Source organism: Thioclava sp. ES.031, from assembly GCF_002563775.1.
Classification (GTDB): domain Bacteria; phylum Pseudomonadota; class Alphaproteobacteria; order Rhodobacterales; family Rhodobacteraceae; genus Thioclava.
Genome location: NZ_PDJO01000001.1, coordinates 3,033,877 through 3,047,386, shown reverse-complemented (window position 1 = coordinate 3,047,386; position 13,510 = coordinate 3,033,877). Strand labels below are relative to the sequence as shown.

Genomic DNA, 13,510 nt, shown 5'->3' with positions numbered 1-13,510 from the left:
CAGTATGCGTCGAGCTGGCATGACGGCCAGACGGTAATATATCCTGTCGATCGGCGCGGGTTGTAGGAAGCCCGCGCGCAGGCGGGCTGGAGGCGCCGCCAAATCAATCGCACGTCGCGCAACCGTCGGAGACGTGCTTCAGAGAGTTACAGAGAGCCGAATCACATACAACAATGCCGCCATGCTCTGCAGCATGACGGCATCTATATGTGGCGTCGACCAGCGACCGCAGCACTAAATGTAGCGTCTCAGTCTGGGTTGCTCATGGGATTTACTCCTAAAGTCATGTGGCTTACACCACTTCGCTGTTCAACATAGCCTCCCCTGCAATGATTTCAATAAGGTTTAGCCAAGGCCTGATGAGGCGCCGATTGTGCGCCGTCGGCCGAATCACGCTACGTGTCTGTTGATCCTGACCGTGTGACAAGGCATTCCGAATGCCGCGCAATCTATCTAAAGTATTCCGGACCCCATTATTTGAAAATGTATCACAGGTATCTTTATCAGTGATTAGATTTTTCACGGCGTAGCCACCATCAAAATTAGTGGGCTTGCAGAAGTAATCTTTGTGTCGTTGAATTTCCGCCCAGAGGAGCTCCATATCAATCGTTTCCGAGACGAGGTTTTGAGCCTTAGGAATGTCTTCCGTGGCGTTCTTAGCGGACAATGCCTCCACTACAGATCGCATCGTGGTGTCAATTTTAGAGAGCGCGTGTGGGGAAGATAAAACTTTCTTAATACGAGATCGTGTTTGAGCTTCAATAAAATGAAATGCGAGATACTCAATGATCCTATAGCAAGTCAAGAAGGTTACGATTTCATTGCTTGAGAGCGTCGCCTCTCTCCAGTAGGTCAGTGCGTTGATGTCGATCTCGCGGCCAGAAATTTTACTGGGGAAATCCCCATGAAGATACCGATCCCTTGCTGCAAAGTCTTTTATAATCGGTTCGTGAATAAGAACTTGAGGGGTCTTTGTGTCATAATAGGACATGTAGGCATTTAGATGACTAACCAAACTGTCGATTTCTTCCCAGTCTAACTCCCCTAGCTCGATGTAGAAAGACCGTGGGGTGCTCAACGCGCGTCCCCCATGATGATTGTCTTCATCGTCCCCAAGGCGCTGAAGGATTATGAAGGACATTAAGTTCCTGTAGTTGGTTGCAGTTGAATTTGAAACCGGCTCAGCGCAAGAAGCGATATTCATCAGTCGTTGCGATGCTCCTCCAAACCAACATTTATGCGTATTTCCGTCAAATAGGAACTCAAATTCTCGTTCGGCAGTTTCCGCGCTTGCCGAGTTCAAGCGATATGCAGTCCATATGACTTCTAGCTGCTTTGTGTCCCTATGATAGATTGCTGAGTATTTTTCAGGCAGGGTGCAGACGTTGAGGCTGTCGAAAAGGCTATCTTGCTTCTCGGTTTCTTTAGGAACAACCAGGCCGATTGTTTTGTCGCCCCAGGGAGACGCAATGAAAATCGTTCCATCTTCCCCCGTAAGTATTTCGGAGTAACTGTTTTTTTCTAGGAAGGTAGCCAGCTTCTCTTTTATTTCATCTTCACTAACGCTCATCTCTAACCTTTTTCTTGCCTTCGGAGGCGTCGCTGCGCCGAGGAAGCCTTTGCCGGTGCACCGTCTCACCGATACACGCAAGCTTCAGTGGCTTCCCGACGCGCCTCCATCTACATTTTCTTTACCCGCTGCATCAATAAGCACCTTCACAAAGAGCCGAATATTTTCATTCGGCTTCTCTCGTGGCGCCACGCTACTTCGCACTCTAAGCCTCATCAAGTTACGTGTGCCCCACGGGCATTACTGCGCCATCAGCCGAGAAAAATATTAAACTCTCCTTTGAACGGTGGTCCCAACCAGTTGAGACAGAGCTTCCGGTATCTATTTTTTCGCCTCCCTGCGCGTTGCTGTCGTTGGTGATCACTGCAGCGAACGACAGCTTTCCACCCAGTTCGCCTCAATTCGTGTCCGCTGACCGAAAGCTGAAACGCCTCCGAAACGCACCATCGCATCCAAACAGAACAAATTTCGCGCCTTTCCGCACCGCCTCGGAATCCGGGCCCCATCTCGCGAGGGCCCTGATCCGGGGCGCAACAGAAAGGCAAAGCGATGAGCGAACATTCCCATGACGATTTCCCCGAAACTCAACATGCGTCCCTCGCCGATGTGCTCGTCTGGGCGAAGGAAAGCGCGCAGCCCTACGATGCGATCCGCGAGCTGGAAAAAATTCCTGCGCGCCTGGCGATGATTGATGACGACATCGGTCTGATCCCCGCCGATCTCGGGTATTTCGACCGGCACATCGCACCGAGTTCCTATGGACCTGTCGCGCGCCGGGCAAAAGACCTCGCAAAAAGTCGGGCAACTGGAAATTCACGGGTGCGCGCCCTGTTGCGTCGCTTTCAGGAGGCTCAGGCAGGCTCCGGTCCCGAGCGGGCGGGTCGGTCGGACTGGGACCGGCTGATCGAGTTTGTCGAAGCGCGTGAAGGATTTGTCGAGAAGGGCGCGCGGTTCGCCCATCGGAAGCACCGGTCGCTCTTCGTGCTACGCGCGCGGGCGAACTGCGCGCCGCAAGCTCTCGACCAGGCGGAGATCGAGCGCATCAGCCGCGGGATTTCGGCGAGCACACGAAAATCCCTTCGCAAGGCTTTGAGGCTGCTTGCGGAGCTTCGCGTCGAGATGTTGGACGACCCTGACCTTCGCGATCTTCTGCCTGCGAATGCGCTTGCGAACCCGAAGCCTTCCGGACGTGCAAAGAGGATTGTCTGGAACAGCCTTCCGTTGGCGTTTCGGAACTCTGTCGCCAGCGCGATCCGCGTCTGCCTGGCGCAGCCCGAAGATCTTGTTGCTGACGCGAGGGACCGCATGGCCGCAGGCGAAGACGCGGTGAAAGTCCTCGCGGAACTCGAGGAGGCGACCGGCCAGTCTGGCCGCAGGCTTCCGACCAACCTGTCGGCAGCCGAGAGCGGATACCAGAGCGCGATCGCTTGGCTGGTCCGCGCGGCGGAAGAAGAGGGGGGCTCCCGAGACGACCTGACTGATCTTGCTTCGCTGATGACGTATCCGGTTCTCGATGCGGCGTGTCGCCAGCAGATCGCACGATCTGAAGCGAGCGATGCGCTGCGTGATCCGAAGGCTTCACAGACACTCAAGGCTCGCTTGACGGCGCTGCGGACGCTGGCGGCGCATGGGCTACGTAATCCTTCGATCCTGGCGACGGTCGACATTGTGCGGAGGCTGCACGCGGAACACGTCGTCGAGCCGGGCAAACAGAAGGATCCGGAGGCCGAACGTGTCTGCAAAATTTTGCAGCGGTCACCCGAGGCTGCGGCGCGGTTTGTTAACGCGCCGAGCCTGATCGCCGAGCATGCCGAAACGGAAATTTCGGTGGCACGCGCGAGCGGGTCCAAGGCACGCGAAATCACCGCGCTCCGCCGCTATGAAGCGGCCGTGCTCGCGGCCATTCAGCTTTCGCGACCGGTGCGGCCAGAAAACCTCATTCGACTGCGCTATCGCGGCAGTGAAGGCGCGTCGGGTCACCTGACTTGGCTCAAGGAGAAGTCCCATGCTGAAATCTCTTATCCCGTCGGCGAGGTCAAAAATGATCGCACCGTTACCCTGCATGTCATGGGGGCGGATGCCGCAATCCTGTGGCGCTGGATGACAGAGTATCGCGCCCGTTTCCTGAGGCTGCGGGGCATCACCGATACGCCGTATGTCATCCCGGGAACCGCCAAACCGCGGCTCGTCCGCAAGGGACTGACCCTTCCGGACGGGTGTCTTTCTCCGAGTTCGTTTGCGGATCTCTGGCGGATGGGCACCGCGGTCGTCGGCCTCGATCTCAACCCGCACCAGGCGCGACACGCCGTTGCGACGCTGGTGCTGGCCATTCACCCAGGCAATTTCGCCCTCGTGGCCGCGATCCTCGGCGACACCGAGGAAACCGTGCGCCGGCACTACGGTCGCGACAGCGGCGAACAGGCTGCAGTCAAAATGCGCGAAGTGCTGCTCGCGAAACACCCGGGGGTTTTCCGGCAACTGAAGAAGAGGATTTCTCAATGACCCGACTAACGCTCGAAGAGCATCTCGCGACCGCGCCGCCCTCGGTGCGGCGCGCAATGCTCGAGGATCGGCAAAACCTGTTGCGCGGCGCAGCCGCTGTGACAGGGCGGTTCTTCGCGGAGATGAAAGCGCGCAAGGAGCCGGAGGATTATCCGTCTGCGGAGACCTTCCGGCGAGCGGCGCGTTCCGAGGCGAGTTTGCGGACACTTCTGGTGACGCTCGAACGCTATGCGCCTCGGGTCTCCACAGCGGCCGGGCGACAGGTGCGTGCTGAACGCTATGCCGAACGGTCCGGCAAGGGCAGGGGGGACGTGTCGCAATCTGCGGCTCCCCTGCTTCCCGACATCGGTTACTGGCCGCTGCTCTGGCAATCCATGATGCCGGGGCTTTTGACGGCCAAACTCAGCGAGAGCTCAAAGCGGCGCTATTGCGCGTCACTGAGCCGTCTCGCGCGGATCCAGCAGGCGCGCGAGCTCCCGCCCGATCCAGGTTTCTACCTCGCGTTCAGCTTGGCGGAGGCGCTCGAGGCGGATGGCGTGCGGCAGCGATCCATCGCCGGGTATCTCGACGCTCTGATCGCGCTCGCGAAGCACGGTGGGGCTCCGGCGAAAGGGCTAAACGGGCTACGTTGCATGCGCGACCTCTGTAAGCAGCGGGCGAAGCTGCAGGGAAAGCTCAAAGCGGACCGCGTGCGGGCCCTCATGGAACGAGGCGGGTTCGAAGCGATCATCCGCAAGATCGCGGACCTCACGGGTCAGGCCGCCAAGTCGCCGCGACATTCGTCACGTCATGAGGCTTCTCTGCGTGCTGCTGTCCTGATCGGGATACACGTCAACAAGCCGGGTCGCACCGGGGACGTCGCCTCCTGGCAGATCGGCTGCGAGCTGACGCGCGCGCCGGACGGGGTCTGGGAGTTGAGCTGGGAGCAGCAGAAAACGGATATCGGAACCGGAGCTGGCGCGCTCTGGCCCGAAATCTGCGACCTTCTGGATGCGTGGATTCTCGGCGGACGGCCTGATCGGTTTGTGCATCTGCGCTATCGCGAGTTGCTGGGCCGCAATTGGCTGACCCTCTCGACGGTGCCGCCGCCGAGCACATATCCCAGCGAGATCATCAAGCGCCATCTCGGCGTGCCCTCGCATGATCTTCGCACGCTCGCGGCGGATTATCTGCGTCACCATGACCCCGCGAGCGCGGGCAATGTCATCGCGGCGCATCTCGGTCACCGGTCTCGCCAGGCCGGCGAGGAATACCGGGCACTTGCAGAGAGTGATGCCGCGGCACGCGCCTGGCTCGACATTCGAGAGCAGATTCGGTCTGGCGCGCCCTGATGGTCAGCGAGCCTTCCTTATGAAGCTCGCCGACCACCAGGTCACACCCTCAACTCATCCTGCAGCGGGAGAAAGGAGAAAGATCACGCTGATCTTGAAGCCCGGCGAACATCGCCGAGGCATGACAGGGAGTTCTGTCATGAAACATTTTACCCCCCTTCAACCCCAACTGATCGCGATGTCGTCGTTCCTGACCGAGCACGCCGAGCCGCTTCTCAATGCGGCTGGTCTGCTTGGTGGGGGCCAAGCCATCAAGCAGGTTGCGGAGATCCTCAGGGATCTTCCCGAGCAGCCAAAGCTGACTCGGCGCCTGGCCCGCAAGCTCCAGGGGCTGCGCGACTTGCTTACCCTCGAGCATGTCGATGACTTCGAGACCGCCGAAGCGGAACATTTTGCCTTGATCGATCCCGACGATCCGGTCGTTCCGGAGATCTGCTGGCTCACTGACCAGTTCAGCGACTATCTCGACGCTCTTCGCGACGCGGACCCTTGCGCGTTTCAAGCACTGCCGCCCTTGGCTGCTTGACTGCTAACCCCGTGCCGCTGCCTGCCGCTAGCAGATGGCGGCGCGGTCTTGAGGAGCAGACGTTCCGTCTGCTCATACGCAAGGAGGTCTCAATGCGTATGTTCGAAAAGACTATGGATACCCAAGAGGTCGCGGTGGCCGCGATCGGCGCCGCGCGGGAACTGGCCGACGCCATGAAGAAGGCGCCGTTCGAGAAACTCTCGCGGCATGAACTGCGTCCGTCGTTCGAGGCAGGTGAAATCCTCCTCGATCAGAGCTCCGAGGATCTCGATGCGCTCGTGGAACTGGTGCTCGAGATGCTCGAAGAACTGGCGCCGGGATACCGGGAGATTGCGCTCGCCTACGACACGGACGGCTATCAGTTTTCCGACAGTTTGGCGGAAGCGACGCGCAGGGTCTGGGCACGGCTCGATGTGTTCCGCGCGCTGCGTCAGCGCCTGCTCGACTACATGGACGCCGAACGGCTGCTGTTTCGCTTGAATCTCATGGCAATCGAGCGCCAGCGGCTTTGAGCACTCACGGGCGGGCCGGGGTTTCCCGGCTCGCCCATCACGGCGTCTGCGAGCGTCCCGGCGCCTCTCCGAGGCCCAGGGCCGCTGATACCTCCGACCAACGAAAAACGGGCACGGGGCCAATCCGATGAACAGGAATTTTCCCCAATCGAACGTAGCGTTGGACCGTGCGGGAACTGACGCCGAGGCTGGCGGCAAGTTGGGTTTGTGACAGTAGAGCTTCGGGGTTCTGATACATGGTTTTCTCCTTTGAACGGGAGATGGGTCCAGGCGCTCGAGAACAAAAATTTTCCGCCAGACGGGCCGACAGACGACAAGGGGGCCCGTAGGGCCTTCTCGTCGTCAGTCGGCCCGTCCGCCAGTCGTCGCAAAAAAAATCGCGAAATGAGCTCAAATAATTTTTGGGTTCCGAACTTCCTGACCAGCTTCCGACAGGTAGCCAGGGAGCAATCCCGCCCCCGGCACAAAACCAAGGGAACTGAAATGCAGAACCAATCCAACTACGCCATGAAAATCCACTCGCTCGCGGATTTCGACGTCAACGACATGCCGGAATACGTCGTCGAGGATCTTCTTCTCGCCGGCGAGGTGTCTCTCCTCGTGGGCCCCAGCAACAGCGGCAAATCCGCGTTTGCGATCCGCCTGTCGCATCACATTGTGACGAGCACCCAGATTCTCGGCCGGGACGTCCGGCGCGGCATGGTGCTCTACGTCGCCGCCGAGGGTCCTCGTTCGGTCAATAGCCGTGCCACGGCGGTTTTCCGCGATGACGAGGGCAAGGAGCACTTTCACGTCGTGGAAATGATGCCGAAACTCGGCGATGTCATCTGCGTCGAAAAAATCATCTCCGCCGCGAAAAGTCTCGTGAAACGGCACGGGCTCGGCTTCTCGCTGGTCGTGTTCGACACCCTGATCCTCTCGATCGGGGATGCCGACGAGAACTCGAATGTGGAGATGTCCAATGCGATCCGGTCGGCGCGTCAGATCGCGGAGGCGCTGAACGCTCATGTCATGTTGATCCATCACACGGGCAAAGACGCGGATCGGGGGGCGAGGGGGGCGTCTTCGTTGAGGGCCAATGTCGACACGGAGCTCCACTGCAAGCCGTGCGGTCATGGGGCAGGGCGGATCACCCAGGAGAAGCAGCGCAATCTCGAGCGGGGACATGGGTTCCAGTATCGGCTCGCGGCGCGCGAGATCGGGCACGACCGGAAGGGGCGCCCGATCACCGCGGTCGTCGCAAGTTTCGAACATCTGGAGGAGTGTCCTGCCCCTGCCGCGAACGTGAACAGCAAGCCGTCCAACAGTGACAGGCTCACGACGGCGATCAAGGCTGTTCTGAACGAGCGCGGTGACGACATGGTCGGCTTCACCACCTCCGATCTCGCGAGCCTTCTTCCACAAGACCTCTTCGCCGAAGGCGCGAAGCTGGAAAGCAACAAGCGCGCCGTTGCGCGTGCCCTCGAAGAACTCGAGCGCGAGAACCTGGTGCGGGGCGAAAAAGACGGGCGGATCAACCGTTGGAAGCTCGTGGAACAGACATCTTCCCGCGTCGCCTGATCGGCGCGGATTAACAAACCCATGAAAGACAAACCCATGAAAGACAAACTCATGAATGACAAACTGGAGGCAGATATGGCCAAAAACCCCGGCGGGCGCCCCCCCAACTACCTCGATGAGCAACTTCGCGATGCCATCGAAGCGCTTCTCGACGCAGGCATTTCGGAGGAAGATCTCAGCGCACCGCTCGTCACCAAGGAACTCAAGGAAAACCATGGCGTCGAGGGCTCTATCAACGGTGGAAGCCTGCGTGGCAAAATGGCCTTGATGCTGCCGCAGATCAAAAGGGAGCGCGAGGATGCCTATCTCTTGCATGTCGAGGAAACTGACGAAAAGCTCATCGAACAGGCGGTCGTCGAATTCCGGCGGGATCTGAGGATCCACGCCGGTCGATCGCGCGAGCGGCACAAAAAGCGCACGCAGGAAGAAATCCAGGAAAATCGCGCACGGGTCGAGGGCCTGGAAGCAAGTATCAATGCCCTCGAGGATGAGGTTGCGGCGAAGGATGAAAGGATCGCTGCCCTCGAGGAGAAGGAACGCGAGTGGGACGCCCGTCGCACGGCTATGGAAGAAGGCCTGCGCAAACTCGAGATGGAGTGCCATTCCCTCCGCGAGCAGCGTGATTTGCTTGAGCGGATGGGGTTGGGTGCGAAGGCGGCAAATGGGGCAGTGGAAGTGTCGCCGCCGTGATGCTTAGGCTCTCCTGGGGTTTGCAGGCAGAATCAAGCCAAACTCACCCATCCCCAAGAAAACGCCGTGAGGCTGCCGACGCATAGCGCGTTGGCAGCTTTTGTTTTTGAAGCGCGCGATTGGAGCGTGCATTTGGTTGTGCACATCCATGTTGCGTGCGCTGTCTCACGACGTCAAAGAGCAGCAAACACGAATTCTTGCGTCGGTTTGTTTTCGGAAACCAAAGTCGTATCGCTTCACTCCCTTCAAAAGTGGAGCAACCGGACTCAGTTGGGTGATTTGGTGCGACCGATTTTGGCACACCTGTCAGGTATTCGTTCTCCCAGCATGGAGACGAACCAATGACACCTTTTGAAAAACGAATGCTCTTCGAAGCGATCCATCGGGTTCACGATACGATATCGCCAAGCAGACAAGCCGCCGTTCTGTTTTCGGACTGGATGGAGGATGTGGATCCGGACTTTGACTGGGAGCCCGGACGAGACCATAGAGCACGCCGCGTGACAAAACAGGAATGGTCTCTGCTCCGCAAACAGATCACAGAGCACCACACCACCCTCTCAAAGGCTGCCCCAGACCAGCGTGAGCGCGCGATTGTTAGCCTCGGAAACATGGTCGGCCTCGACGAAACCGAGGTCTCGATCCTTCGGCTGGCGCTCCATTCTGAAGGCCAGACCGGGATCGGACAATTATGCGACCTACTCCTCGATGACATGCGAATGGATCGGCACTCCGCCGTGGCGCTCTCGGCGGGGAGGCCTGCGAGCGAAGTGCGCAGTGCGCTGGCTCGCAATGGTCGCCTGTTCTCTGCTGGCTTGATTGAGCGGCCCGACTGGTCGCGAGGTCGAAGCCTCAATCTCGAGGTGCCGCGCCATCTCTCGCGCCTTATCGACGGAGGGTGCAGCACGCCTGCGGAGTTTCGCGAAGGCCTGTTTCCTGCGGCCAGGCAGCCAGCAACTGAATGGGAGGACTTCACCCACCTGAGCGAACTTCGCGATCTGTCCGCGCGCATTCTTGAGGGCGCCACTCGCGGCGGGAATCCCGGTATCAATCTCCTGTTCTACGGCCCGCCCGGGACTGGCAAAACAGAGTTCTGCAAGGTTCTGGCACGGCAGATCGGTCTCCCGTTGCGTGCTGTCGGTGAGACCGACGATGAGGGCGAGGCTCCGACGTCGAAGGAGCGCTCGAGCGCCCTCCGGCTCGCGCAGCGCATTCTGCCTGGAGAACAAGGCGTTTTGCTTTTCGACGAGTTGGAAGACATCCTTGAGCGCGATTTCTTCTCCGCATTCTTCGGCCGCAGGACAGGTAGCTCGCGGATCCACCTGCACCGGATGTTGGAAACCAACCCGATACCGGTCCTGTGGACGACAAACGACATCGAGAACTGTGACCCGGCATTGCTTCGGCGTATGACGCTCACGGTCGAAATCCGCATGCCCGGGGCGTCCGTGCGGGAGCAGGTGTGGAAACGCCTCGCAGAGCGCAACAATCTTCCGCTCAGCGATGACAAGATACGCCAGCTTGCGCGACACGTAGAGGTGCCGCCAGCCCTCGTGGCCGGGGCGCTTGAGGTTGCACAGCTGACGGACGGTGGCGAGAGCGACTTGGATGTCGCGATTGGCGCGGCAGATAAAGCCCTTCGCGGAGGACATTCCAAGCCTCCCGGGACTGAGCAGGCGCACGCATTCGATCAGGCCCTGATTGACACAGATCTGGATGTGAACCGCCTGATCGAACAGTTGAGCCGAGCCGACGCTACTCGGAACATCTCGTTTTGCTTTTCCGGACCGTCGGGGACCGGCAAGAGCGCTCTGGCTCGGCACCTTGCCGAGGTGATGGGGTTGCCCGTTATCCAGAAACGCGCATCCGACCTGTTGTCCATGTTCGTCGGCGGCTCGGAGAGGGCTATTGCGTCGGCTTTCTCTCAGGCGAGGGATGAAGGCGCTTTTCTGATCTTCGATGAAGCGGACTCGCTGCTTGCCAACCGCGCTTTCGCGGCACGGTCGTGGGAGGTCAGCCAGGTCAATGAAATGCTCACCTGGATGGAAAGCCATCCCCTTCCGTTTGCCTGCACCACCAATCTCGCAGACCATCTCGATCGTGCAACCCGGCGACGCTTTACCATCAACGCAGAACTGCGCCCGATGAGCGCCCCACAACTTGGCATCGCGTTCCGGAAGTTCTTTGAGGTCGAGCCTCCGGCCGCCTTGTTCGATCTCGAAGGGCTCACCCCGGGCGATCTGGCGGCGATCGCGCGGCGTTGCCGATTGCTCGGCGAGCAGGATACCAGCGCGATCCTCGAGGCTCTGGTTGACGAGGCTCAGACGAAAGAAAACGGTGGCATTCGCCCAGGGTTTAGGCCAGCTTTCGAAAAAAGTAATTGGGATACAAAGAGATGATGGAAGCGGTCGCGAGACGAAAGGCGCATTGGCTTTTCGGCGCCGGGAGTGAAAATACCTTTTCCGGCAAACGACGCCCCCAGGAAGACATGGTGACATCCGCCGTATTCGGCTCGATCCGGTTGATGTATCCGAATGATCGCTTCAAGGCGATCGAGCTGGTTCTGGGACGCGACGCCGTTGCGGCCTCCGAGTTCACACCCGACAACGATATCGAGGTCACCCTGTGGGAGCAGTTAGATGGTTTAGAGGGACGTCGACACGTTGAGCCCGATATTCTCCTAAGCAGTGCAGGCAAAACCGCGATTGTCGAGGTCAAGTGGCACGCGCCTTTGTCGGATCGACAACTCGAACAGCAGGTTCAGGCCGTCGGATCGGAAATCGTCACTGCCGTGATCGTGCTCGGTGACGCCGGGGTCGAGGAGAATGTGCTCGATAAACCCGCGTTTCTTCGCACGTGGAGAAGCGTCTCCGGCGATCTGAAAAGCTGGCCTAAGGACACGGACACGCCGTTGGGCCGATGGGCCGAGACCATGTTCTATTTCCTGCAGGAAACCGACATGGGTCGAATTTTCAATGGCATCGCAGTGCCCGAAGATGAGGGCAGTGTTACCTATCAGTTCCACATGTCTGACTAGCAAAGTCGCACGAACTCGCCGTCACAGATGTTCAAAATCCCAATTTTTCGAGGAGACTTCATGATACCCGAGGTAGCAATAGAGCATGGCCGAAAGTTGTTCCAGTCGGCGACCAACCTCCGTAAATCCGCCCCCCAGCTGGATTCCCTCTTGGACAGCCTTTGGGAAAAAGCTCAAGACGAGAAATACTTCGGGGACGTTGTGGATTTAGGTGAAGGGAGCGGCGGCGGTGCAAAGGCGTGGATCGCTCCCGCCTATTCCTATAACGCAGGGATTGCGCCCTCCCCTCATAAGAAAAACAAAGGGAAGAAACAGGCTAATAAGGCGCCGTTCGGCACGATTTCGTTCATTGTGCGGCTCTGTAACGCGATCGATGCCAATGAAGATTTACCCGACTGGCCATGGTTGACCCAAGCATGTCTCATCATCGGCTGGCATCCTAACAAAGAGCATGACGACAAGTGGAATATCGAAAACTTCGAGGCGGTCGATGAGAACCAAGTGGCAATCCGCTTTGCGGGGGAAGGCCTGTGGGCTTGGCGCGACGAAGGCGGAGACGAAGACTATGCGTATTTCTACGTTTTGCCCCTCTTCGCACTGACGGATGACGAAAAAGCGGAAGAATGTGCCTTGCAGCCCCTCAAGGCGCTGTTCGAGGCCGCTGATCCTGTATCTGTCGCCAAAGAGGCGTTCGGGAACGCCCCGGTTCTCCTCCCCACATCACAATGACTGACGACGCCCGCAAGCTCGGCCTCGTCCGTCACCTCCAGCTCGCCTTACGTCTCGGTGCGACAGCCGATGGACTAACCATCGACGAGATTGCGGATGAGATGGAGGTGAGCCGTCGCACAGCGCAGCGCATGCGGGCGGCGCTCGATCTGGTGTTCCCGATCGAGGCTATCCGTGACGGGCAGGCGCTCCGGTATCGGCTGCAATTGCATCTCCCTTCTTCGGTGCTCGCTCCAACGACCGACGAACTGGCCGACCTCGATCTCGCTATCGCCGCTTTGCGAAAGCGCGGTGAAACAGAACAAGCCGATCGCCTCGACATCCTTCGCCATCGAATGCTGTCTGCGCTGCGCAATAAAGACCGAATGCGGCTGGCGCCAGATCTGGAGCTTCTCTCGAAAGCGCGCCTTCCCATCGCGGTCCCTGGTCCGCGCACCCCGGCCTCCCCCGAGATCCAGAGAGCTTGTCACCTGGCTTTGCTTGCCGGAGTTTTGCTGCGCTTTGACTACACCTCCGCCAATGGTTCTCGACGTCATGAAGTCGCTCCGCGTGGTCTCCTTGTTGGGCCACGCTCCTATCTCGTCGCGGCAGGCAACGACTGGGGTGATCCGATGCTTTTTCGGCTTGATAGAATGGCCAATCCCGAGGTGCTGAGCGTGCCCGCATGGGCGGATGAAGACTTCGATCTGGAAGAGTTCGCAGCCCAGTCTTTCGGCGTGTTTCAAGAGGAACCGGAAGATGTGGTGTTGCGCTTCGACAGCGCGGTGCTCGACGAGGCTTCAGCTTTCGAGTTTCATCCAGAGCAGGAAACAAGGACTCTTGCAGACGGCCGCTTGGAAGTCAGCTTTTGTTCGGGTGGCTTCGTTGAGCTTGCGTGGCACCTTTTCAGGTGGAGCGGCGCAGTTGAGATCGTCTCTCCTGAGGTTCTCAAGGAAACAATGCGAGAGCAGTTACAAAGAACGGCGGCGCGCTTGTAGCATTGAGACTCTTTAAGGCGTCAAGCTTCCAGGATCGATTGTATTTCAAGTAGTGAGCTACCCCCTGAAATTCGGA

General features: G+C 58.9%; 11 protein-coding genes. 10 read left to right on the top strand and 1 reads right to left on the bottom strand.

The window, feature by feature from the left end:
* Positions 1-292: 292 nt before the first annotated feature.
* Positions 293-1,570, bottom strand: a complete 1,278-nt coding sequence (locus AXZ77_RS14555) for a hypothetical protein (RefSeq protein ID WP_098411707.1) — start codon at positions 1,568-1,570, stop codon at positions 293-295.
* A 549-nt stretch (positions 1,571-2,119) separates the two neighbouring features.
* On the opposite strand from AXZ77_RS14555, the gene AXZ77_RS14550 reads away from it, so the two are divergent.
* The 10 genes from AXZ77_RS14550 (at position 2,120) to AXZ77_RS14505 (ending at position 13,434) form a co-directional block, all read left to right on the top strand.
* Positions 2,120-4,072: a hypothetical protein gene (locus tag AXZ77_RS14550; protein ID WP_098411706.1), complete on the top strand. Its 1,953-nt coding sequence runs from the start codon at positions 2,120-2,122 to the stop codon at positions 4,070-4,072.
* A gap of 56 nt (positions 4,073-4,128) precedes the next feature.
* The gene (locus AXZ77_RS14545; RefSeq protein ID WP_141536284.1) at positions 4,129-5,403 is read left to right on the top strand and encodes a hypothetical protein; all 1,275 of its coding nucleotides are present in this window, start codon (positions 4,129-4,131) and stop codon (positions 5,401-5,403) included.
* A 139-nt stretch (positions 5,404-5,542) separates the two neighbouring features.
* The gene (locus AXZ77_RS14540) at positions 5,543-5,929 is read left to right on the top strand and encodes a hypothetical protein (RefSeq protein WP_098411704.1); all 387 of its coding nucleotides are present in this window, start codon (positions 5,543-5,545) and stop codon (positions 5,927-5,929) included.
* Between the two features lie 92 nt (positions 5,930-6,021).
* Positions 6,022-6,441, top strand: a complete 420-nt coding sequence (locus AXZ77_RS14535; RefSeq protein ID WP_098411703.1) for a hypothetical protein — start codon at positions 6,022-6,024, stop codon at positions 6,439-6,441.
* Positions 6,442-6,825: 384 nt separating this feature from the next.
* Positions 6,826-8,001 carry an AAA family ATPase gene (locus tag AXZ77_RS14530; RefSeq protein WP_098411702.1) on the top strand — a complete coding sequence of 392 codons (1,176 nt, stop codon included), beginning with the start codon at positions 6,826-6,828 and terminating at the stop codon, positions 7,999-8,001.
* Positions 8,002-8,037: 36 nt separating this feature from the next.
* Entirely contained in the window at positions 8,038-8,691 is a 654-nt protein-coding gene (locus AXZ77_RS14525) for a hypothetical protein (RefSeq protein ID WP_098411701.1), read from the top strand.
* A gap of 341 nt (positions 8,692-9,032) precedes the next feature.
* Positions 9,033-11,090 carry an AAA family ATPase gene (locus tag AXZ77_RS14520; protein ID WP_098411700.1) on the top strand — a complete coding sequence of 686 codons (2,058 nt, stop codon included), beginning with the start codon at positions 9,033-9,035 and terminating at the stop codon, positions 11,088-11,090.
* A complete protein-coding gene (locus AXZ77_RS14515; protein WP_098411699.1) occupies positions 11,087-11,728 on the top strand; it encodes a hypothetical protein in 642 nt (213 codons plus the stop codon). Before AXZ77_RS14520 ends, AXZ77_RS14515 begins: the two co-directional genes overlap by 4 nt.
* Positions 11,729-11,788: 60 nt before the next feature.
* Positions 11,789-12,457: a hypothetical protein gene (locus AXZ77_RS14510; RefSeq protein ID WP_098411698.1), complete on the top strand. Its 669-nt coding sequence runs from the start codon at positions 11,789-11,791 to the stop codon at positions 12,455-12,457.
* Entirely contained in the window at positions 12,454-13,434 is a 981-nt protein-coding gene (locus tag AXZ77_RS14505) for a YafY family protein (RefSeq protein WP_098411697.1), read from the top strand. The genes AXZ77_RS14510 and AXZ77_RS14505 overlap by 4 nt, the downstream gene beginning before the upstream one ends.
* Positions 13,435-13,510: the final 76 nt, after the last annotated feature.